The sequence below is a fragment of the Bradyrhizobium sp. 195 genome (genome assembly GCF_023101665.1).
Taxonomy (GTDB): Bacteria; Pseudomonadota; Alphaproteobacteria; order Rhizobiales; family Xanthobacteraceae; genus Bradyrhizobium.
The window spans coordinates 1,809,165-1,830,998 of sequence record NZ_CP082161.1; the positions used below are offsets into that span (position 1 = coordinate 1,809,165).

The 21,834-nt window shown below is 60.4% G+C and carries 25 protein-coding genes; 16 read left to right on the top strand and 9 right to left on the bottom strand.

The annotated features are described in order from the left end of the window. Positions 1-173: 173 nt before the first annotated feature. The 3 genes from IVB26_RS08335 to IVB26_RS08345 form a co-directional block, all read right to left on the bottom strand. A complete protein-coding gene (locus tag IVB26_RS08335) occupies positions 174-758 on the bottom strand; it encodes a TetR/AcrR family transcriptional regulator (protein WP_247971238.1) in 585 nt (194 codons plus the stop codon). A gap of 29 nt (positions 759-787) precedes the next feature. After that, the gene (locus IVB26_RS08340) at positions 788-1,279 is read right to left on the bottom strand and encodes a DUF302 domain-containing protein (RefSeq protein ID WP_247971239.1); all 492 of its coding nucleotides are present in this window, start codon (positions 1,277-1,279) and stop codon (positions 788-790) included. Between the two features lie 68 nt (positions 1,280-1,347). Next, on the bottom strand, positions 1,348-2,814 hold the full coding sequence (locus tag IVB26_RS08345) for an amidase family protein (RefSeq protein ID WP_247971240.1): 1,467 nt from the start codon (positions 2,812-2,814) through the stop codon (positions 1,348-1,350). A 446-nt stretch (positions 2,815-3,260) separates the two neighbouring features. On the opposite strand from IVB26_RS08345, the gene IVB26_RS08350 reads away from it, so the two are divergent. Both IVB26_RS08350 and IVB26_RS08355 read left to right on the top strand, forming a co-directional pair. Beyond that, a protein-coding gene (locus tag IVB26_RS08350; RefSeq protein WP_247971241.1) for an IS5 family transposase occupies positions 3,261-4,021 on the top strand; the annotation gives its coding sequence in 2 pieces (ribosomal slippage) (positions 3,261-3,816 and positions 3,816-4,021; 762 coding nt in all). A gap of 63 nt (positions 4,022-4,084) precedes the next feature. Further along, a complete protein-coding gene (locus IVB26_RS08355; protein ID WP_247324369.1) occupies positions 4,085-5,194 on the top strand; it encodes an IS630 family transposase in 1,110 nt (369 codons plus the stop codon). A gap of 43 nt (positions 5,195-5,237) precedes the next feature. Here IVB26_RS08355 and IVB26_RS08360 read toward each other — a convergent pair whose 3' ends face one another. The 4 genes from IVB26_RS08360 to IVB26_RS08375 all read right to left on the bottom strand — a co-directional run bounded on the left by IVB26_RS08360 (position 5,238) and on the right by IVB26_RS08375 (position 8,506). Then, entirely contained in the window at positions 5,238-6,374 is a 1,137-nt protein-coding gene (locus IVB26_RS08360) for a site-specific integrase (protein WP_247971242.1), read from the bottom strand. Positions 6,375-6,713: 339 nt separating this feature from the next. Then, positions 6,714-7,052: a hypothetical protein gene (locus IVB26_RS08365; protein ID WP_247971243.1), complete on the bottom strand. Its 339-nt coding sequence runs from the start codon at positions 7,050-7,052 to the stop codon at positions 6,714-6,716. 24 nt (positions 7,053-7,076) lie between these two features. Continuing rightward, entirely contained in the window at positions 7,077-7,700 is a 624-nt protein-coding gene (locus IVB26_RS08370; protein WP_247971244.1) for a hypothetical protein, read from the bottom strand. A gap of 59 nt (positions 7,701-7,759) precedes the next feature. Then, positions 7,760-8,506, bottom strand: a complete 747-nt coding sequence (locus tag IVB26_RS08375; RefSeq protein WP_247971245.1) for an XRE family transcriptional regulator — start codon at positions 8,504-8,506, stop codon at positions 7,760-7,762. A gap of 84 nt (positions 8,507-8,590) precedes the next feature. Between IVB26_RS08375 and IVB26_RS08380 the strand changes: the two genes are divergently transcribed. From IVB26_RS08380 to IVB26_RS08415, 8 genes are all read left to right on the top strand, one after another. Further along, positions 8,591-8,947, top strand: coding sequence for a transcriptional regulator (locus tag IVB26_RS08380; RefSeq protein ID WP_247973114.1), 357 nt, complete (start codon positions 8,591-8,593; stop codon positions 8,945-8,947). Between the two features lie 92 nt (positions 8,948-9,039). Continuing rightward, a complete protein-coding gene (locus IVB26_RS08385) occupies positions 9,040-9,438 on the top strand; it encodes a hypothetical protein (protein ID WP_247971246.1) in 399 nt (132 codons plus the stop codon). Between the two features lie 102 nt (positions 9,439-9,540). After that, positions 9,541-9,759 (top strand): hypothetical protein, encoded by a 219-nt coding sequence (locus IVB26_RS08390; RefSeq protein WP_247971247.1) that lies wholly within the window; start codon positions 9,541-9,543, stop codon positions 9,757-9,759. Further along, complete coding sequence (locus IVB26_RS08395) at positions 9,752-10,000, top strand: DUF6074 family protein (protein WP_247971248.1); 249 nt, start codon at positions 9,752-9,754, stop codon at positions 9,998-10,000. The genes IVB26_RS08390 and IVB26_RS08395 overlap by 8 nt, the downstream gene beginning before the upstream one ends. A gap of 1,448 nt (positions 10,001-11,448) precedes the next feature. Further along, a complete protein-coding gene (locus tag IVB26_RS08400) occupies positions 11,449-11,634 on the top strand; it encodes a hypothetical protein (protein ID WP_247971249.1) in 186 nt (61 codons plus the stop codon). A gap of 274 nt (positions 11,635-11,908) precedes the next feature. Further along, positions 11,909-13,984 carry an autotransporter outer membrane beta-barrel domain-containing protein gene (locus IVB26_RS08405; RefSeq protein ID WP_247971250.1) on the top strand — a complete coding sequence of 692 codons (2,076 nt, stop codon included), beginning with the start codon at positions 11,909-11,911 and terminating at the stop codon, positions 13,982-13,984. Between the two features lie 11 nt (positions 13,985-13,995). After that, a complete protein-coding gene (locus IVB26_RS08410; protein ID WP_247971251.1) occupies positions 13,996-15,426 on the top strand; it encodes a hypothetical protein in 1,431 nt (476 codons plus the stop codon). A 1-nt stretch (position 15,427) separates the two neighbouring features. Next, positions 15,428-17,158: a hypothetical protein gene (locus tag IVB26_RS08415; RefSeq protein WP_247971252.1), complete on the top strand. Its 1,731-nt coding sequence runs from the start codon at positions 15,428-15,430 to the stop codon at positions 17,156-17,158. Here the strand turns inward: IVB26_RS08415 and IVB26_RS08420 are convergent. Then, the gene (locus IVB26_RS08420; protein WP_247971253.1) at positions 17,152-17,334 is read right to left on the bottom strand and encodes a hypothetical protein; all 183 of its coding nucleotides are present in this window, start codon (positions 17,332-17,334) and stop codon (positions 17,152-17,154) included. The two genes, IVB26_RS08415 and IVB26_RS08420, sit on opposite strands and share 7 nt — an antisense overlap. 58 nt (positions 17,335-17,392) lie before the next feature. On the opposite strand from IVB26_RS08420, the gene IVB26_RS08425 reads away from it, so the two are divergent. From IVB26_RS08425 to IVB26_RS08445, 6 genes are all read left to right on the top strand, one after another. Then, complete coding sequence (locus tag IVB26_RS08425; RefSeq protein ID WP_247971254.1) at positions 17,393-17,863, top strand: hypothetical protein; 471 nt, start codon at positions 17,393-17,395, stop codon at positions 17,861-17,863. A gap of 4 nt (positions 17,864-17,867) precedes the next feature. Further along, positions 17,868-18,386 (top strand): hypothetical protein, encoded by a 519-nt coding sequence (locus IVB26_RS08430; protein WP_247971255.1) that lies wholly within the window; start codon positions 17,868-17,870, stop codon positions 18,384-18,386. A 68-nt stretch (positions 18,387-18,454) separates the two neighbouring features. Then, positions 18,455-19,081, top strand: coding sequence for a hypothetical protein (locus IVB26_RS08435; RefSeq protein WP_247971256.1), 627 nt, complete (start codon positions 18,455-18,457; stop codon positions 19,079-19,081). Beyond that, positions 19,023-19,241 carry an HGGxSTG domain-containing protein gene (locus tag IVB26_RS43095; protein ID WP_276578716.1) on the top strand — a complete coding sequence of 73 codons (219 nt, stop codon included), beginning with the start codon at positions 19,023-19,025 and terminating at the stop codon, positions 19,239-19,241. The genes IVB26_RS08435 and IVB26_RS43095 overlap by 59 nt, the downstream gene beginning before the upstream one ends. Beyond that, on the top strand, positions 19,241-20,071 hold the full coding sequence (locus IVB26_RS08440) for a hypothetical protein (RefSeq protein ID WP_247971257.1): 831 nt from the start codon (positions 19,241-19,243) through the stop codon (positions 20,069-20,071). Before IVB26_RS43095 ends, IVB26_RS08440 begins: the two co-directional genes overlap by 1 nt. 648 nt (positions 20,072-20,719) lie before the next feature. Continuing rightward, complete coding sequence (locus IVB26_RS08445; protein WP_247971258.1) at positions 20,720-20,902, top strand: hypothetical protein; 183 nt, start codon at positions 20,720-20,722, stop codon at positions 20,900-20,902. Positions 20,903-20,978: 76 nt separating this feature from the next. On the opposite strand, the gene IVB26_RS08450 is transcribed toward IVB26_RS08445, so the two are convergent. Then, positions 20,979-21,368: a response regulator transcription factor gene (locus IVB26_RS08450; protein WP_247971259.1), complete on the bottom strand. Its 390-nt coding sequence runs from the start codon at positions 21,366-21,368 to the stop codon at positions 20,979-20,981. Positions 21,369-21,834 lie beyond the last annotated feature (466 nt).

A 21,834-nucleotide genomic window follows, 5' to 3' on the forward strand; every position in this document is an offset into this window, starting at 1 on the left:
TTTTTAGCCAAATCACCTGAGCTAGGCCGTGTACCCATAAAACCGTCGGGGCGACGCGACGAAGGCTGCGTCCGATTATCCCGTTCGCGACCGAGTTGGTGCGGTAGCGCGATATGTCGCGCTAGGTCAGAAGCTGACCTCGGTGATCATAGCCCATAGCCTTTCGGTGCTTCCTAATAGGAAGATGGAGCTCGCGCCAACTGCAGCGCGGCCTCAACGCCACCTTCCAGGATCTGCTCCGCCTGGACAGTGTCGCGGACGGCCCGCGCGAACTGGAGAGTGCCCACCATGAGGCCGAAGATGGCGGTCGCGCGGCGCCGGCTCGCTGCAGAATCGGCATCCGGAAGTAGTGCGGCCAGCGACGAAACGTAGCTTCGCAGCGCTTGCTCGTAGTCCTGCCGAGTGGACAGGGGCTGGCGGGCGATTTCCGGGAGCAACGCCGCCGAAGGGCACCCTTCCGCCGGGTCTTCGAGGTGAGCGCGGTTGAGGTATCTCCGGATCGCCCCCTCGAGGGCCAGGCCCCTCCGCTGATCCTCGTCGAGGCGATGTTGTTGGTCGCTGAGCGCGCTCGCCAGCGCCTCGCGAACGAGCGCGTCTTTGGACTCGAAGTGCGGAGAGAATGCGCCTTTGGTCAGGCCGGCCTCGCCCATGATCCCGGCGATCCCAGCGGCGGAGATGCCGTCTCGGCGCACGCACTTCGACGCCACATCGATGATGTGCCGTCGCGTCGCTGCTTTATGACCTTTCTCGAAACGCATCTTCTCTCCCCACCAATATCTCGCAGCCGTTAGGCTGCAGCCGCTTCCAACAGGGCTTGGAGGTCGCGATCAAGCTGCTGGGCTACTGCATCGACATTATCGCTGCCAAACTGACCGAAAACGGATGTTGGTCGATCATATTCAAACGCGACACCGCCATCGTCATCCTCGCGCAATAGGACGCGAATGGGCGCATATAGCCCCGCCGACAGTTGATGGCGGGTCATCTTGGATGCGGTGAGCGGATTTCCGATATCGAACTGGATGGATCGGCGCGTCAGCCCAGCAATAGCCAGGAGTGCCCCATGGTCACGCTGTCCGAAAATGGTGAGCGGCGGACCGGCCTCCAACTCTCGCAGCGCGCGCGTGCCTTCACCGTATCGCAGGAGAGTGAAGATCCCGTCATCGATGCGGGGTGTCAAGGTCGCGAGCTTGGCACGAACGTCCTCGAAAGGCTTTGTTGAGCGGATGGTGACGTGCTCGACCGGAATGGCACGCGTTGAGTGCAGTGCATTGGCCATCTGTTGATCCTCTAATCGGTTGTCGTTGTTTGCAGGCGGCCCCTTCGCCACGCGAAGCGGCTACTTCGTTAGATCGCACTCGACTTTCCGCCCAAAATGCCTTCGATGCCGCGGGCAAGGTTTAGAAGCTCCCGGTCGCGCCCTAAGGGGGCATCCAGCTCGAGTCCAATCGGCAGCCCCGCGCGAGACAAGCCAACAGGAAGGCTGATACCGGGCAGCCCCACGCTGCTTGCCGACACGGTGTGGTTCGCCAAAGCGAGGTAGCTGACTTCCTGCCCCGCGATATGGACGGTCGCCTGCTCCTCGATCAGAGGCGCCGTGCAAGGCGTGGTCGGTTGCAGAATGACCAGCGCCCCATGAGAGACGAACGCCGTGTTGAGCCGGCGCTGGATTTCCGGCCGGCTCACATCGAGCGCCGTCCGATAGGCCTCTGCCGAGGTGGCACCTGCACCACCCGGCAGTACGATGTGCCCCCACGCCTGCCGAAGTTGGGGCTTAAGGCCCTCGTAAATGGCCTCGAACGTGGTCGGAATGTCATGGCGGCGAAGAAATTCCGAAACTGCGCCCATCGTCTCATGAGCGAAGATGCCCCATGTCGCAGTTTGGACGAGGGAATTGAAGTCTTCGCCAAGGTCTACTTCAACGACCTCGGCGCCGGCCTCCTGCAGCCGCCGAACCACCGCGCGGAAGCGGGTCTCGACTTCGGAGTCCACCAGATCCAGGAACTGTCGCGGCGCGAAGGCCAGCCGGGCTCCCTTCAGGCCGTAGCCGCCGTCGGAGAACTCCGCAGCCTCTTCACCAGTCACGACCTGATCCACCAGAATGCAGTCCTCGACGCTTCGGGCGAATACGCCCGTCGTGTCGAGCGTATGGGAGATCGGCGCAACGCCGTAGCGCGGCCAACGCCCGGTCGTTGGCTTGAAGCCCACGACGCCACAGAACGATGCGGGTACCCGGATCGACCCAACGGTGTCACCGCCCAAGGACGCGGGAACGAGCCCAGCGGCCACGGATGCGGCGGAGCCGCTCGACGAGCCGCCCGACACGCGATCTCGTGCGTGCGGATTCTTCACCTGGCCGTAACGTGCGTTGTGACCGGTCAAGCCGTACGACATCTCGACGAGGTTGTTCTTGCCGAAGACCAAAGCCCCCGCCCCCTTTATGGCCCGGACAGCGTCGGCATCTTCGTGCGGCACGAAATGAGAGAGGCCTTCGACGCCCAGGCTGGTAGGCAGTCCTTTTGTCAAATAGCTGTCCTTCACCCCGAGGGGCACGCCAAGGAGCGGGGCCGCCGAGCCGGCCGCACGCGCCTTGTCCACGTCCCTCGCGGCCTCGAGCACAGCAACCTCGTCGATGGTGATGAAGGCGTTCAGCTCGGCAAGCGCTCGGGCGCGCTGCAGAAGCGCAGTAGTGTAGATTTCCGACGTAATGTCGCCGTTGCCAACCGCTGCTGCAGCGGCTGCGAGCCCAAGCGAGGTGAGATCTGTGATGTCTCGCGATGCAATCTGGCGTGAAGTGGCGATCATGTCTTCCATGAAATCCTCGCAAAGAAGGTGTTTGGTGGCATCCCGCTGCCGCTAAACAGATGGCTCAGCTCAATGCCATTACGATCATAATATCACATTACGATCGTACTTCAATGGTGGTTTTCCGTGGAAGGCGGAGCCGCCGGACACATGTACGTGAGGGCCCAGGTGCCGAATGAAAGGATACTTCAACGGTTCGAAGAACGACCGTCCGGGAGCAAAGAGTTCTGGACACGTCCTTCATTTGGTCGGGCAATCTGGCCGGCGCGGATTGCAGACCCTACGTCACAGCGACGGTGAGCGGCGTTCGTCGGCCGAGCACGATTGGTTTCGGCGGGGATTGTCGGTTGGTTGATGTCCGCTTCTGCCCGCAAGCGCCGAACAAGGACCGGGCCAGGAGTGTTGCGTTCGGCCAGACTCCCGTGATTCAAACTCCCAAACTGGGGTCTCGAATCATGCGCTACGAACTCGCCGACTATGAATGGACTGCTATCAAGCCGATGCTCCCGAACAAACCGCGCGGCGTTCCTTGGGTTAACGATCGCCGTGTCCTCAATGGAATTTTCTGGGTCTTGCGATCCGGAGCACCCTGGCGTGATCTGCCCGAGGCGTTTGGTCCGTATACCACTTGTTACAACCGCTTTGTGAGGTGGCGGCGAGCGGGTGTCTGGAGCCGTATCATACACGCGCTTGCCGGCGCCCATGATGCCGGCATTCAGATGATCGATACCTCCATTGTCCGCGTGCACCAGCATGGAGCCTGCATCAAAAGGAACCAATGCCAATCGATGGGACGGTCACGCGGGGGCTTGTCGAGCAAAATACATGCGGTGGTCGATAGAAATGGTCGGCCGGTACGGCTGGCATTGAGCCCCGGCGAGGCCCATGACGTTCGACTTGCCAGAAAACTGCTGTCACGTTTGCAATACGGGGCAATGCTGCTTGCCGACCGTGGCTATGACGCTGACTGGATCAGAGAGCTCGCGATGAAGAAGGGTGCCTGGGCCAACATCCCCCGAAAAGCAATCGCAGCGACCCGATCTGCTTCAGCCCGTATCTCTACCGCGCTCGCAACCAGGTCGAACGGTTCTTCAACAAGATCAAACATTGTCGTCGGGTCGCGACGCGCTACGATAGGCTCGCTGCCAACTACCTCGCATTCGTTCAACTCGCGTCAATCAGGCAATGGCTGCGCTTTAATGAGTCCGCGTCCTAGTCATCTGGAACGCAAGTTCGTCACATTAGTTGATAGCTCGAATCTCTGCAGAGGAGAGTGCGAGTGGCGAATGCAGGTGAGCGAGGCCGGCCGATCGCGCCGTTAGTGCTGAGTGCGCAGGAGCGGGCGTATTTGGAGAGGCAAGTTCGTCGCCATCGCGTAGCCCGGTCGCTATCTGAGCGATGCCGTGCGATCCTGCGGTGTGCGGATGGCTTGCCAAGCAAGTCCGTAGCTGCCGAACTCGGCCTTCACGAACATACCGTTGGTAAGTGGCGTCGCCGGTTTTTGAAGGATCGCTGTGATGGCCTGCTTGACGAAGCGCGACCTGGCCGCCCTCGCACCATCAACGACGATCAGGTTGCCGCCGTGATCGAGCGAACGCTGCGGACGACGCCAGCCGACGCGACGCACTGGTCGATCCGCTCGATGGCGGCGGAAACTGGGTTTTCCCACACCACGATCCGCCGAATGTGGTCGGCGTTCGGCTTGCAGCCGCACCGTAGCCAGACATTCAAGCTGTCGAGCGATCCGCTGTTCGTCGACAAGGTGCGCGATATCGTTGGCCTTTATCTATCCCCACCGAACCGTGCGCTCGTCCTCAGCATCGATGAGAAAAGCCAGATTCAGGCGCTCGATCGCGAGCAGCCGGTCTTGCCGATGATGCCTGGCCTGCCGGAACGGCGCACGCACAGTTATGTGCGGCACGGTACGACCTCGCTGTTTGCCGCGCTCGACGTCGCCTCGGGGTTCGTCATCGGCAAATGCTACAAGCGGCACAGGGCAGTCGAATTCTTGAAGTTTTTAAAAGAGATCGATGCCCAGGTCCCTGAAGGCCTCGATGTCCATATCGTCATGGACAACTACGCCACCCACAAGACACCCAGGATCAAAGCGTGGCTCGCTCGCCGGCCGCACTATCATGTCCACTTCACACCAACTTCCGCGTCATGGATCAATCAGATCGAGCGTTGGTTCGCTGAACTCACCAGAAAGCAGATCCAGCGAGGTGTTCACACCTCCGTCAGGCAGCTCGAGACCGACATCCGTACCTTCATCGACCTGCACAACAGAAACCCGAAGCCCTTCAAATGGACCAAGTCAGCCGATCAGATTTTGGCTTCCGTCAAACGCTTCTGCCACAAAGCTCAACAGACTTTATGTGGCGAACTTTAGATTCACGTGACTAGTCCGCGAGGGTAGAAAATTCGGACCTGGGTTAAAGTCCCTTCAGTGCGCGGGGCTTAGCCGCAGGCACCGGCAACAGATCGGCTCGGCGTGCCTCTGCGCTAGCCATCGTGTGCTTATACCGGTCCGCCGAGTCCGGATCCTTCCAGCGCCCGGTCCGCGTGAGCCCGTAGGTGTCCAGCCCTCCGTAGCGGTGCATCCAGGTCCCGTAGGTGTGGCAGAAGATGTGGAAGCCGCGCATGCGCTTTGGCAGGACTACCCCGGCGCGGTCCAGTGCGAGGTAGAGCATCTTGTACAGCCGCCCGCCCTTGCAGAACCGGAACAGCTTTTCGTCGGGATGGCGCTCGAGGAAGGGTACCCCGGCGCCGGCTCGGTTGCGGCCAGCCGCACCATTAGTCAAAACCCCTCCAGTGCCCTTGCTGGGCCTCACGGGACGCGGGCGTTGTTTCCGGAAGGCTTCCACCACGATGGGTGGGAGGTGCACCGGGCGGGGCTCGCTGTTCTTCGTGGCGCCGAGGTAGAGCAGGGCCTGCTCGAGCCTCAGGCCGCGCAGGATGGCCTCCTCCGTGGCGTCGCCCAACCGCATGCCGGTGTAGAGCAACGTCAAGCAGAATAGGCCGAACTCCGGCTCGATCGCGTAAGCCTCGCGTATCACGGCGAAGGCCTGGTCTGGCTCGAGCCATTCGGTAGCCTTGCTGCCGCGCCAGCCCTTGGGGCGCTTGATCTTGAGCTCGATCCCGGCATGCTTCAGCACAGCCGACACCGGCGTGTAGAATTGGCGGTTGAGGGTGGTGGCGGGCGCGAGCGGGTAGACGCCGCGGGCGGCGTTGTCGATCGCCAACTGGTCAATCTCGGCTAAGGGCTTGTCGCGTAAGGCGTGGTCGCCGGTCGCCTCGATGATCTTCCCGAGGAATTTTGCCTCTCCGCCCGCCTTCAAGTAGGCGAGGGTGGCGTCGGCGAAGGTCGGTGGCTTAGGCGCCTCGGCTACTTCCTCGCGCTTCCGATACTCACCACGTTCGATTGCCTCCTTGATGCCTTTGAGGACCCGCTTGGCGACCCGAAGTTCAGGAGTGCCCGCAGTTCGCTCAACGTAGACTCCGAGGTACGTTCCTCGGATCTCGTAGTTGGGCGTTTTCCCTTTGCGGGGAGGGCGGAGGCTGAGGGGCATGGCTTTGGCAGCGCCTCCTTGAGGCGGTCGAGGTCCTCGGGGAAAAATAGCTTACGACGGCCGAACGGTCGGTAAAATGGGTTCTGCTTGATGAAGTCTTGGAAACAACGACGGCTAACCCGGAAGAAGGCCGCGGCCTCATCCAGGGTTTTCGGTTGCTCGGTTGAGGGTTCGACCAATCGCGGCCTCGTTCAGGCCGGCAGGGACTTGAAGATGGCGACTGCAGCGGCCAGGACGGCAAAAACACAGATCGCGCAAGTCAGCCACTGAGTTCTCAGGATTGCCCTGAGAGACCGCCTAGTCTCTCCGCGCGCTTCCATTGCTGAGTGAACCAAAACATCAAGCTTCGCTTCGACCGGATCGTCCGTCATCGACTGGTACTCCTGCACTATGATCATTCTGATCGCCGAAAACGAGCGCCAGCCCGTGGGCCTGAGAGGCGCTTTCACACCTGATCGCCGTGAGCCGGCACTGATAGTCCTCGGTGCTGCCGGCCGCCTCCCGGACCACGGGAAGCCCCTTAAGCACCCTTGTGCCCCAGCCCTCCGGCTGAGCTCGGTCAGGCCAGATGCCGACCACTACGTCATGGCTCGCGATGACCGAGCGAAGCGGCCCCATGGTGCCATCCAGGAGACCGCTGTTCTCGTCGGCCAACATCACGAGGTCAGCGAGTGTCATTTGCCGCATCGTAAGAACCAAGCCTCAGGCGAATGAGCGTATCGTCGCTGCCACATTCTGCATGATCGCCTGCAGCTCCCAGCCATCTGCAGTAAAGCAGTGCTCGCTCTCACCGCGACAGGCAAATTCGAGCAATTGAGCAGCTTCATTGAGATCGCGCGGCTCATAGTTGATGATCGCGGTTTCAGCCTGCTCAAAGGCGCGGAACGCCTTCTGTTCTCTACGGTCGGCAGATCGCTTGCCCCTCGGGGTCGATCGGGCGATTTCGTTCTCCTGCCGCGCGTACTCCTGGCGATAGCTGGCGAACCGTGCGTTGATCCCGTCGCGTTCGTCGTCCGTGGCCGCGTCCTTCAGCGCCCTTGCGTGGTCTCGATCGATCTCCTCAATCGAATTGTAGAACCAGTCACGAGGTGGAATGACGGAAGACTCCTCGCCTTCAGTGAGAATGGTGATGGCCTTAGTGGAGCCGCCGCGAACCCTTGGCGTTCGCTCCTGCTCGGTGGGGAATTTGGCAATCGCGTCGGATGCCGCTCTCACCTCGCGATCCGCAGCCCAAAAGGTATCGAGCAGCTGTGGAAGTGATGTCAGGGTGGGGCAGGCAAAATTGATGACGGGGGTCAGAGACTTCGTCTGTTGCGCAAGTGACATGAGCAGCTCCCATGGGTGAATAGGGGCGTATTAAGCACCGCTTTATAAGAAAGTCAAGTTCAGCTTAAGTTTCTTCTAGTGCTGCTTGATGCGCGCTTGTAGGAGCGGTGCTCGACCATGCACCCTAAGAGCCGGCCGGCTGTCTTATGTGTCAGGGTGAATGTTGGAAAATCGTCGTTCAGGGGTGCCAGTTCGAGGATAGGACGTCCCCGCTCGTCATTACCCCGAGGCCGGTATTTTCGAAGCTGGAATGTGGAAAATTCGACGTCGGCTTCGTCCTCGAACACAACCACTACGAAATCGCCAGGCGCCGGTTCGACGCCTGTATCCATGAAGACATGATCGCCTGGTTTGAACGTGGGCAGCATGCTTTCGTCTTCAATCTCAATGACAAACATTGAGCCTTGAGGACGGTTTGAGGGCAGAAACCATCTGTCAAACCGCAGACCTTTAGGCGGGTAGTCATTGGGATCCCAGCGAGCGACGGCATTGGCCTGAACCAGAGGAACGGACAGCATTTCCCCGTGGGTGTCGCTGGATGAAAAAGCATCGCCCCACAGCATATACCCCGGGTGGATACCCAAGACGTTCGATATGGTGAGTATCCGGTCTAAACCTGGGAACGTCTTCTCGTTCTCCCACTGCGAGACGGCTTGAACGGAAACTGCCACAGCTTCAGCCAACTCCTGCTGTGTCCAATCCATTGCCTCGCGGGCGTAACGTATCCGCTCGCCGATACCCTTCAGTCCTATTGGAAATTCCGCCATCTCTCGCACACTAAAGCGTGACTTGTAGCATTCCATCATGATCGACTTGACAAAAAATCAAGCTATGCTTAAGTTTCTGGCATGCGATTGCGAGATCCGGCCTTAATTCGTGCTCTGAACGCGATGGCTGCCAGCAAACTGGCAGCAGCCATCGGCATAACCGTACAGGCCCTGAGTCAATGGGGCCGAGTTCCAGCCAAAAGGGTGCTCAGCGTGGAGGCGCTGACCGGAGTATCGCGATACGAGCTCCGCCCCGATTTGCATGGCTCTGGTCCGGTCAATGCACCGAATATCCTAGGGCCAGATAATATTGCTGACCGTACTGGCGGACCATGTCCGAATCCCATCGCTGGAATCGAATTATCGCCGCAGCTCGATGGACTTCCCGCTCGGTGTGGGGAGGAGTCGCGCGGTGCCTCACAATCATCAGTCACCTCTTCAGATAAAGAGCGGCGCGAGTGCGCCGAGGAGAAATCGTAACTCGCGGATATGCGCCGGTCGCCAAACTAGAGCATTCCGCAATGAGCTTGAGCGCGCCACGTCTGCGCGGCTCCTAAACATTAGGAGCACACATGGCGTCGGAAATTCGGGAAAATGCGGCGGTAGTGATGACAGGTGAACTTGCGCTGCAGGAGGCATCTACTCTCATTCGAGAGCTGGCGGGGAAGGGACCCGCCGGCGAAAGTGTTAAGTCGGCTTTACGCCGCGTAGGGCGTCAACTGAAGGACTGGTCGCCGTCCAGGGTACGCGACATCTGGTATGCGGACGTTCGCGTGAGCGTGCGCGGTGTCGAACTCGAACAATTGCGGGCACTGACAAAACGACGAGTTCAAGACAAGGCGGATATCGATGCCCTTGAAGAGTTGCGATCCAGAGTCTCGCGCCTCGAGGCGCTCCTGGAATGCTCGGATCCGTCGTTCCACGGCCCGGACATTGCTGCGCTTGGGGACATCAGGCGCAAGATGGGCTGAGTCCGCGGCGCTGTGGATCGACCCTTCACTTCAATCTGAAGCTCAAACGGGAAGCTGGGCGGCCAGCGATGGCGCGCCCGGTCAAACTCAGTAGGAGAGTTTATGCACACGGGAGAAGCGCTGGCGGTGGCCAGCAAGCCCACGGTCATCCCCGACCATGCTCAATCCGTCTATGACGGCCTTCACCACCTGGGCTGGACCGTTCAGCGTGACAAGGCATTTGAGGCAGTACGGTTCGACCGGGCGAGCCTTGGAAGTTTCGATAGCGTTCTGCAGGCGAAGAACGCCCTTTGGTGCGGCGATGAGGTTAGTCATGGCTGAAGTCGTCCCGTTTCCGATAACGCGCCGGCGGGCATTTATCGCGCGCCAGGCACATGTTGCTGCGGGCATGAGGCCTGAAGCCGGTGAGCGCTACATCCAGCATCAACTCAACACACAAGCCGCCTCTATGCGCCGCAAGGGTGTTGCCGATTTCGTTATCCAGCGCGAGCTCAACTCAATGGAGTTGGCCATACGGACGACGATGGATTGTCGGCGGATTTGGCCCGGTGGTGCTTCGTGAAGGCAATCGTGAAGGTCTCAGAAGCGAGCTCGCGAAAAACCGTTGCCAGGCAATCCGCAGACAAGCGCAAGTTCGTCCATGAAAGCCATGTGCCGGAGGGGGCTCTAACGTGGCGGAGCGCAAAGCAGCGAAATGTTGCGCTTTGGGCTTGGCGCAATGCGGTGAGCCGAGAGTTCGCGGAACGACCGCGCTGTCTGCGCGTGGCGTGGTCTCTAGATTCTCTTTTCGGTGGCGACGGCTTCGCATTTCCAGCCGACTCTTGGTTCGAGAGGAGGATCGGTCTACCAGTCAACAAGGTCCAACAGGCGCTATTGGCTCTTGAGAATGGTGGCGCGATCATTCGCGCGAGCGCGATCGTCGATGGCCTGGCTCAACGAAGGATATGGCCGAGCTCACAGATCATACCCCCCACCGTGGGGGGTGATGATACCCCCCACCGTGGGATGAATATACCCCCCACGGTGGGGGGACATACTCAGTACTACAAGAAAAACCGTTCTAAGAGTCCATTCTCAAACACGCTTTCATTGGCTCGAAGAGACGCCGAGCTAAGAGAAGCAAAATCCCAAAATGTCTCATGGATGCGCGGCGTAGACGCGCCGGCCGTAGGCCCGGCGGAGCCGTATCCGGAGGCGCGATGCTCGCCTACAGACAGAGCCGCGGGTCAGGGGTGAGCGTGCATGATGGAGCTAGATTCCTGCCAGATCGCCTTTCCCAATCTCATCGAGGTCACGCGCGAGGCTCTCGCCCAAGCTAAGCTCGCATACGACTTCAGCCCGGCTCTTACACCCGTTCGTGCATTGTTCGAAAACCGAGCTCGGTCGAGGTCGAGAATGGTATGGCTTCAATTTGAAGCAAAAGGACCGCCCGGAACGCCGGGGCGATGGCTGGTACTGTATGCAGGTGCCTAGATCCGTCGCAAATCGTACCAACACGTTCTTGGTATGTAACAACGGGCCGTTGTTATGTTGCGTGCTGCGGCGTCAGCATTGAAGCCCGGTATTACCGCATCTATATTGTGTCATGTGCAGCACATGACATGTGCGGCCACGCCCTCGATTGGCGGCTCAAAGCCAACGTAGCGACCGGCACGTATTCAAATGGCGGAGAAGTGCACCCGCTGCTTGTGAGCAAGCTCACACCCGTCAACCTGGGTTAAGTTTGCGGCCCGCCAAAATTCCTCTCTCCCGGGCAATTGAGGTCCCACGGTAATCTTGGCAGGCGTTTATTACGCAAGCCATTCATTGGCGGACACCTACATGGCGGACCTTCGATCGGTCAAGTACGACACGCTGTTACAATTCCGTGCTCCCGAGCTATTTGCTGCTGCCTTAGAGCGTGCGGCAGACAAGCGGCTCACCTCGAGGAGCGACTACGTTCGTGGCGCCGTATTGGACCGCCTTCAGCGGGATGGCATCGAAATCGAGCGAGGAGCGGCTTAGCGCAGCATGAGCAACCTGGATGCCATTTTGGGGCTTAAGCGCGAGCTTAAGACTGTGCGCAAGAAGGTCTCCGACCTGAAGGCGCAGAATATCAGCTGGCGCTCAGTGTCCGAAACTCTGCGAGATCTGCTTGCTTTGGATGAGGCGAAGTACAGCGCACTTCTTAAGTCGCGGGGAATTACTCTCGAATAGCTGTTCTGCGCTCTCTTGAGCGTTCCGGGTGGGCTCTCGGTACTAGCCCCGTCTTTGAACATCGACGTTAAAAGGTTTCCCCGGTGACCTCGCCGAACGAGGCCGAGCCCGCAAGGGCGTTCGGAAGTTCGGTCTATGGTCGGCAATCTGGCACGCGCGCTTGCGCTAGGCGCTCTCATCTTTATCGGCGCTGTCGCCCTTTCTATGAGGGAAGAAAAGCCTGGTGGCGCCTTTGACGCCTCCTTCGGCCCTGCATTCGATCGGGGCCGCTGATATGCGCTGGGCTTCATTCAAGGTTTGCCTCAGCGCGTTCTGCGCGCTTCTTCTGATCGCGCCCGCGGTGGCTCAGAAGACCAAGGCGCAGCTTAACACCGAAGTCGGAACGACGTTTCCAGACCAGAACTCCGGTCAGATCACACCCTCCGGCGTCCGTGCATTCCAGAACGACGTGATCAATTCGACCATGCCGACGGCGCCTGTTACGAACAACAACTTCGCAAGTTTCGACGGCGCTACCGGCCTTCTGAAGGACAGCGGAATTTCTTCAAGCAGCCAGTTCGTCGCCAATGCGAACATCATCCCGGGCCCGGCCAATACGTTCAAGGGGTCGATCGATGGCGTCGAGACGTCTGACATCGCGCTGACGGCCTGCACGCTGACCTATCAGATCACGAAGTGGGTCTCCGGCACGGGCTGGCAGTGCGGGCTCAACCCGGTGCTGCCATCGCGTGCAATCGCCGCGACCTTGAATCTATCAGCATTCAATGCGGTCACGACGCAGGGCTATGCCAGTCCCGGAGATGGCGGCGGAGCGACCTTCTACAAGCGCAGCACCGCGGTAACGTCTTTCACGATCAGCCAGCCTGGCACCTGCACCAATGGCACGTGGCCTGGAGTGAAATTCACCGGTGGATCGGGGACTAGCGTCATCGCTACGGTGGTGTGCTCGGGCGGCGTGGTAACTTCCGTGACCTTGTCGGGCATTGGCGGCCAAGGCAATGGCTACACGGTCGGCAATGTTCTGACAGCTTCGTGCGTCAACATCGGCGGCTGCGGCACCATACCTCAGATCACAGTGACTGGGGTTGGTAACGGAACGCTGGTTGACGCATTCACCGCGACCTTCAGCACGGTGAACGCGGGCTCCGGCTGCACCAACGGAACCTATTATGGCATTACGGCATCCGGTGGCGTAGGTGATCGCTTGCGCGGCGTCGTGGTGATCTCCGGCAACACGCTGTCCTCCTTTACCCAGTCGACACCTGGCGGCGGCTACAAGGTGGGCGACCAACTCACGCTTACCGGCATCACCGGCTGCGTCACCAGCCCGATCATCCAAGTCGTGACCAACACGGCAACGCTTGCTAGCTTCACCGACAATAACGGCGCCGGCAATGCATGGCAGTATAGCCCTACTTCCGGCGCTGGGGTGGTCAACGCGCTGCAGTTTGGAATGGTCGCTGACTTCGTGTCAGGGACCGACCAGGACGCCACCGATAGTGGGCCCGCTCTTAGAGCCGCGCTGCAATATGCAAATATCGGCAGCAGATCATCAGACGCGGCAGGCGGCTGGAGCGGCGGCACGGTCCTGATCCCGCAAGGTAGCTATCTCGTCTGCGGTGGCGTCGTTGTCTACAATCAGACCACGCTTGCAGGCGTGAACTTCGGGGCGACGTCAATAAAGCAGTGTAATTCCGACTCGGCGGCGACCAACTTTGTAACATTGGGCGATCCGAACAGCCACGTCGGCAATTTCGAGAACAGGGTTCGGGATATTACCTTGTTCGGCGGCTTCGGCTCCGGCAGCGCCTATATGGTCTATTCCAACAATTCGCAGAGCGGCGATAGCATCGTTCGCGTCGCGATGCTTGGTGTCAGCCGCGGCTGCGTGAAGTACGAGATCGGTTACGGGGGACAGTCCGAGTTCGGAATCCATAGCTCCTGGTGTGTGCCTAACCCCACCTATTTTACAAGCGGCGGCCCGTCATTCGACTTGTCGGGAAATTTTGGTTTCGTGATAGATGGCCAGTCGCATATCTCCGGTGCATCTGCGGGCGGTGCCGGCGTGCGGTTCGGCGACGGGGGTACGAACTTTGTGAACGGGCTGCATTGCGAGGGCGCGGTGACGAACTGCGTCGCGATCAACGGCTCCGGCTCGTCGCCGCCGATGACGACGATCATCGGCGCTCTGGGGCCTGCAACGAACCTCATCTACATCGAGACCGGCACGCCCGCGAATTTCACAACCGTCATCAATGCCCGCCCGAGCGGTGCGACCTGCACGGTCTACATGCAAGCCACGGCGTCCTGCGCAAAGACGGGCAACCAGCTTGGGCTCGCCACGTACTGAGGGAGTGAACGATGGCAGATTACGGACAGGTCGACACCAGCATCTACAAGGATGCCGTCTCTGACAGCCCGCTCAAGACGGCTGGTGAGGTCGCGGACTACCGCAACAAGCTCCTCTCCAACGTCCAGAACGAGCAGTCGGTTCAGGCCAACAACATCAAGCTTGCCACTGAGCGGTTCGGCATGGTCAACAGCGCCGCGGCAGGCCTCCTGAGCGACCCCAATCTCGGCAAGGCCGACGTCACCAAGAAGCTCTGGGACACGCTCGGTCGCCTGACGAAGGGCGACGCAATGAGCGCACAGCACGCCGTCCAGTTCATGAAAGGCTTCCCGACCGACCCGCAACAGCAGCGCGCCGCCATCGAGGCTGTGCATGCGCAAACGCTTGACGCATGGCAGCGCGGCAAAGCCTATCTTGGCACCGTCGAGGGCGTCGGCACCGGTGGTGGCACCAAGCTTGTTCAGCAGCCGGCTTACGGCGGCGCCGCGCCGCGCGACATCGGCTATATTCCGAACACGCTGCAGCCCGGCACCGAGAAGGTCAACCCGGACCTTTCCAGGAGCTTCGTCGGCGGCGAAGGCAACCCGAGGATACAGGGGCCGGCCGGAGAGCCCGTCAACCTGCTCGGCAACTATGGTCCCGCCCCATCTTCGGCCGGACCCTCGCGGCAGCCGATTAGGGAGCGCAATGGCGCACCGGCCGGTGCGACACAGAGGCCCCAGGCTCAGGCCGGCTCTCCCTACCCGAGCTCGCCAAGGCCCGCATCTGCTTCGCCTTCGGCGCGCGTCATGGCCGCACCAGCCCCCGGTGAGGCGGAGGCAAAGCGGGCCGTTGGCGAAGGATCCGGCAGCGCGCTGGTCAGTGCCCGGCAAAGGGCCATGAATTACCAAGGCGAAGTCTTCCCGCTGGAGCAGGCAATTCCGGCTTTGGAGAAGCTCGGCACTAAGGGCACCGGTCCTGGTACGGAGTCGATCAACCATCTCAAGTCATTCGTGCTCTCGAACATTCCCGGCGCCGACTTCAAGGGCCTCAAAGACGACGTCGAGACCTACGACAAGGCGAAGAAGTATCTGGTCGATTTCGTCAATCAGAACGGCAACGCCGGAACGAATGACAAGCTGGCGGCCAGCTTCGCAGGCAATCCGTCGGTGAACATCTCCAACGCTGCCGCAGTGGACGTCGCCAAATCAGCGCTGGCCCTTCGACGTGTGAAGCAGGCGCAGCTCGCTGCGTTCGAACAGTCCGGCTTGCCGGAGAGCGAGTTCGGCAAGTTCGCAAGTAAATGGAACGTGATGGCGGATCCGCGCGCGTATGGCTTCGACCTGATGACGCCGGCGCAGCGGAAAGCTGTCATCGAGAGCCTGCCGAAGGGTAAGCGGGAGCTATTCATGCTCAACGTGCAAGACGCGGTTGAGCAAGGCTTGATCAAGGCGCCGAAATAACATGGCAAATTTCGACGAGAAGTCGTTTCACGATCTTTGGGGTACGGGAGGCACGAAAGCACCGGCGGACGTAACCGGCACGCGCGTTCTGGACCCCAAGGCCTTCGAAAGCCAATGGCTCACTGAGCCGAAGGTAAGGCCGGGCGAGGAGCCGGTCGACATCGGCCAAGGCCGAGCCGAAGGCGTGCAGCTCCTGCGCGGCATCCCAGTTCTTGGCGCTTATGCCGATAAGGCCGCCGCGGCGCTCAACGCCGCGGCTACGCCCTTCACGTCCACGCCTGGCATGTCCAGCGCTCCGACGTTCAAGAAGCGAATGGCTGAAAACGAGCGTCGCATCAAAATCGGCGCCGACAGGTACGCGGAAGAACATCCGGTTGCGGCCGGGATCGAGCAATTCGCGGGCGGCGCGGCCGCCACGGCTCCCCTCGCAGCGACGGCTCTTGGAGCGCGCGCCCTGGGACTAACTGGACAGCTCTGGCAACGTGGTGTGGCCGGTGCAACAAGCGGCAGCGTTCTTAGCGGAGCGGATGCAGCGGCTCGCAGCGGCGGTAATCTTGAAGAGACCAAGAGGGGCGCAGCAATTGGCGCCGGTGTGGGCGGATTGTCGCCCTTTGTGGCTCGCGTCATTGGGGCCGGCGTAAACAAAGTCATGGCCCCGGCCGCCGATCGCGCGACCAATTATCTGCTTCAACGCGCTGAAGCGCTTGGCATTCCGATTCGTCCATCGCAGGCGAGCACCTCGCCGTTCATCAACAAGATGGATCAGATGGTGCCAAAGATCCCGGGCTCCGGCATGGGCGCGGCGATCGATGAACAACGTGTCGGCTTCAATCGTGCGGTCGCGCAGACCTTCGGCGAGAACGCCACGCGCGTCACGCCCGACGTGATGGCCGCTGCAAAGCGCCGGCTCGGCAACGAGTTCGACGCGATCGAGCGGGGCACATCGGTTCGTTTTGACCGCCCCCTGGCCAACCGGCTGAGCACCGTCCTCAACGATGCGAGCAGCGTGCTTGAAGATCAACAGATGGCGCCGCTGCAAAAGCGCATCACCGAAATCGCAAACCTGGCGAAAAACGGTGAGTTTGACGGCAAGACGTTTAACTCAATGCTTAAGCAGGGCGCCCCTTTGAACCGTCTGCAAAAGGCGACTGATCCCAACGTCCGCTTTTACGCCGGCCAGATCAGGACGGCTTTGCAAGATGCGCTGGAGCGTTCGGCACCGGCTGACATGGCACAGCGCTACAATCTCGCGCGCTATCATTATCGCAACATGAAAACCGTTGAGCCTTTGGCGGAAAAAGCCGCCACCGGTGACATTTCGCCCACCCTGCTATTGAACGAGGTTCGGAAGGCCAACCCCAACTTTGCCTATGGCAGCGGCGGGGACATCGCCGATATTGCTCGTATCGGCCAACGCTTCATGAAGCAGCCACCCGATTCCGGCACGCCGTTAGGCACAAAAGTTCTCGATGCCTTCGTGCATGGCGCTCCGGCTCTCGCTGGTGCCGCTCTTGGCACTGGCGCGGCCTACCAGGGCGATTTCAATCCGGTCTCAGATATTGGGTTGGGCGTCGGCGGCATGCTGGCAACGGCCCTGGCGGCCCGCGGGGCCGGACGGGTGATGCTTCGCCCACAGATGATCGAGAACGCTTTGACGCGCTCTCAGGCGCTCGCTCCGCCAGTCGCCAATCGTCTAATGCAGATCAATCGACCGGAGGAGGCGCGTCAATAGCGCGGCTCTTTGTAACCCAGTTTTTCGGCCGAGTAGCCGAGAACGACTGTGACAAAAACTCCAATGCCGAACCCGTTTCTGAAATCCGCGCCTACTTCGGTGAGGAAAACTTTCAGCCCCCACATGCATCCGACAAACAGAACAATGCAGACCAGGTAAAAGAGAAAAGAGCGCATGGCAGTCACAAGCTCCAAAGCTCGGCCCAATCTGTACGTAGGTGGAATGCCATCATTTGTGAAGGACATCCGCGCGTCCGGCGCCCCATTCCCTGCAATTCATTACTGGATGCCCGATCGAACCGGGGACGCCCAGGAAGACTACCGCATCGGTCAGGAGCATTTCTACGAGGCTGTGCGGGCGTCAGTCCGACAAGGCGTCGGAATGTTCCTACCGCACGTGGTGATGGCCATGTACGGAAGCCTGGGCCCCATGGAGCATGGCTTCCTGGATGCGCTGCTCAAGGCGGCTCAGGTTGGCACGCCGGCGCCCCAACTGACGGACGAAGAGATGGCGGGCAGCGGTGACACGCTCGAACAAGAGCGTGCCCATGAGCGGGAAATGGCCGACGCCATCGCTTGCCGGAAATGGGCGCCAGACATGATGCGCGTCAATCTCTTCGCGCTGTTGGCTGGAGTCGACGGCGAGCACATCGGCGCAGCCATTACCATGATCGCGAGAACCGCAATCAACGGAACGAGGAATTAGAACGATGTACGCCAATCCCCAGCGAAACGAATATGAGGCCTTGGTTACGCGCGTGCGCAAGCACTTCGGCTCCAGCGTCGAAATCGGCGGCTACAGTCCGAATGATCTGCTTCGGCTCCGCCAGCTCGATGCTGAGCGAGAGGCGGCGGAAGCACAGGCGAAAGCGGCAAAGCCGCTCAATGATGCGCGGGCCCAGCTCCACCAGGAGCATCGGCGAGCGGTGGCCGCTTGGCAGAAGATCGAGGTTGGGCAAAATCGCATCGCCGAGCACAAGCGCGCCCATCAAATGCTCGGATTTGATCTGACCTTGCTGGATCCGGCCTCCATTCCGAAAATCGTTGAGGTCTCAGGAGAGACGATCGAGGCTTACGACGCAGCCACGGCTGAAATGGCGCAGGTGGCCACCGCGATCGAGAGCAAGGCCCGCAAGATCAATAGCGCGGCTTCCCAGTGGGAGCAGTACACCCCGGAGCAACAGAACCGGGCGCTTATCCTGGCACTCGCCGACCGGCTTGCCATTTGAGCGCCAAATCGATGAGCAAGACGAGGCGCACCGCGACCCACGATAAACTTTCTCGGAAGAGAGCAGTCGTGGCCGCAATCGATCACCCCCGCTCAAAACAGGACCAAGCTGTGCCCGAACAAGAGTCGGGAGTCGCTCCTCGCAAGACGATAACCATAGACCTTGAGGAATCTCTCAAGGGAGCTATGCGGGCAATCGGCGGTTCCAAATCTGACGGGTGGAACGAGATTGTTGCCAGTCAGGCGACCAACACGGTTTGGAAGACCGGCAACGAAATTCTGGATAACGAGCGGGCGAATGGGGTTCTCACCGGCCTGATTTGCATGAAGCCTCGGGATGAGTTCGAGGGAATGCTCATCGCGCAGATGGTCGCTGCCCAGAACGCCGCGATGGAATGTTACAAGCGGGCGATGGTTCCTGGACAGATTTTCCAATGGCACCAAGAGTCGCTCAACCAAGCCAATAAGCTCTCGCGGACCTTCGCCACCCTACTAGAGGCCCTGAATCGTCACCGCGGCAAGGGCCAGCAGAAGGTCACAGTCGAGCATGTGCACGTCCACGCCGGCGGTCAGGCTGTGGTCGGAGTTGTGGAGCGCCAGGCGCCCGGGGGGCTCAAGAAATTGGAGGATCAACCCCATGCAGTGCGGAGCGAAGACCCGGAGCGGGAAGCCCTGCCAGTCGCTCGCAATGCCTAACGGTCGCTGCCGCATGCATGGTGGGCCGTCGCCCGGAGCTCCAAAGGGCAACAAGCATCGCTTCAAGCATGGGCATTATTCGGCTGCAGCGATCGCCAGACGGCGAGAGTTGTCTGCGCTGATGCGGGCCGCGAGAGAATTGATAAGGAGCGTGGGCTGATGCAGCTAAACCTGGACCAAGCGCCCCAAGCCGCCCAGGCTGGCCGGAAGGGCAGGAAGCTGGCCCGCTATCCGCGCGTGCTTGAGATTTGCGCTGAGCTCGGCTTGGAGATCATCCCGACGAACCAGCGCATGCAGCCAGGGCAAACAAAAGCCGAGTCGGTCCTACATTCACTGTACGAGGATCATGGCGAAGGGCATTTTGTGCTGCTCCTTCGGACGCTCCTGGAGACGGAGGGCAATTCCGTCCACATCAATGACTTCGTCTTGCGAGGTTTGAGCGACGTTATGCTGGCCCACCCGGAGTGGCCCCAGAAGGGCTTGGCGTGGCTCGAGGCCTTCGACTCAATCGACCTTGGCCAGATACGCGCCCAAGCCCGAGCGAGCCGCCGGGCGGTCCCGCAGCGCCATGGTGTGGCGGCGGGACTCTTCCGAGAGTTGGCGTACATTTTTGCGTCGCCACCAAAGCCGGAGCGGCCAAGGGCCGAGAAGAAGCTGCCGCGGTCGGTCACTCGCGTTGCCGAGAACCGGGCCAAGATCGAACTGGGGCGCAAGCTCCTGGCGCTCAGGGAGCGGACACCAAACAATCGGAAGTTTGGCGAGCTCGTGCGAGCTCAGTTCGATATAGATGCAGCCCGAGCCTCGGAAACGATGCGGGTCTGCCGGCTATATGGAGAGCGTGAGGAAATCACCACCAAGCTGTCGTGGGCGGGTCTGTTGGCTCTCTCGTCATCGGCGTTGCCGAAACAGGGCCGGTTGCTCCTAGAGGCTCGCGTCGCCGCTGGCGAGCGCATCGGAGCGGGGCAGATTGCGGAAGTATCAAGAGAGTAGACAGGTAGACCGGGGAGGATCTGCCGCTAACCATCGCCTCCCGGGTGCGTCAGGGTACCAGAGGCGGCCTTGCCTCAAGTCTCATTGTAAATTCACGGGTGCTCGCTTGTTGCGCCAGTAGCCGACCAGAGCGGCCTCGGCGCGCTGGAACGTTTGGTGCCGCGGCGCGTCTTGAAGGCATCGATCCTGTTGCCTGTGGATCGACCGATGGACACAGTAGTTGCTTATGCGATCTCGGCCTTTATCGTCGGCTTTGGCATCGGGATTTTCATTGCCGGTCTAAACTCTGGCGCGCCAGCTTTCTGGGCCTGCGTCGCCCTGATACCCGTTGCGATCGGGCTCCTGAGCGCTTTCGGTCCCAAATAGGAGATCCATCTCCCCTTCAGGGGCGCTTGGGTGCGCCCGGGACTGTTGGGACCGTTGACCCCACGTTCCTAATCCGAATGCCTACTGCCCTAATGCGCACCCCCGGCTGATCGACACCGGCAGAGAAACGGCCCCAGCAAAATCACGATGGTACTGGGGCCGCTGGAGTGCCTGGCGGTAATGGGAAACGCCAAGGTGGTTTGAGCCTAGGAAAACGACAATCAGTTCTGTTCGCTTTGCACACACCGGGTATAGTTCTCGTTTAGGAACGGACCGACCGCAATGAAAGACATGCAGGCTCAGTTGGAAAAGCTCCGCACGGATGCGGCGGAGTGCGCCCTCATCCGCGATTTGGCCAGCGATGCTAAGAAGCGAGAACTCTTCAGCCGGCTGGCGGATCACCTGAGCGTGCTTGCCGCCGAAGTCGAGCGCGCGATTGCGGAGGGTGTGAAGAGCAAGGGATGAATGGTGGCTGGGGCGGCTCTGAGCCGACCATGATTGATGGGCGGGCAAAAGAACGCGGGCCGCCACTGAGGCGGCATTACGTTGGCGGGGCACTAGTGTTCAGAAGCTGAGCGACGGCGGCCACGATCTGCGCAGGCGCGAACGGCTTGTTCAACAGGATGCTGTTGGGCACGCCGTTGGCGGACCATTGATCGGCCGCCGCGCCGGTCATGTAAATGACGGGGATGTCGTGATTTAGCTCTCGGGCGCGGTGCCCAACTTCCCACCCGTTGAGCGTGCCGAGCAGATTTATGTCCGTGATGAGGGCTCGATACTTGTTTGTGTCACTCTTCAGACGGGTCACCGCCTCTTCTCCCGTGTTCGTGACTTCCGCTTCAAAGCCACCCTCGGACAGTGCGTCAGCCACCAACTCCCGGACTAGTTGATCGTCTTCCACGACCAAGATCACCACTGCTGCGCCTTGCACTGTTCGTCTCCCCTTACCGAGGTGCGGGTTGGGATAGGAAGTTCCGCAAGCAGTTTTTGTTCCGAAGTGAACACAGGAACCGAACGAGGTCCCTTAGGCGGCCCTTTGTTTTGGCAGGAACGGTTGAGCGGTTGCCATCGTTTTCCCGATGCCCTCTCCCGAGGGTGACTCGGATTGGCCCCAGCTCCTCCCCCATTGCCCCCCGGAGCTGGGGCCATTTTTCTGCGAGCAGATAAAGAGGCCGCAACCGAAGGCGGCCTTACTTCCTTGAAGCGCGCCAGTAGCCGACCAACGCACGCCACTCAAATATGATGACTATGGTTGCGATCAGCGCCGTCCCGATCCCGGTCGTGATGAGCAGCATTCCCAGCATCAAATCACCCGCCAACTGAGGCCGGCCTTATCGCCGTTCAATGATGGAAGGCGGGGATTTTTCAGACGGCGTGAACGGGTCTTTGCCTTGGGC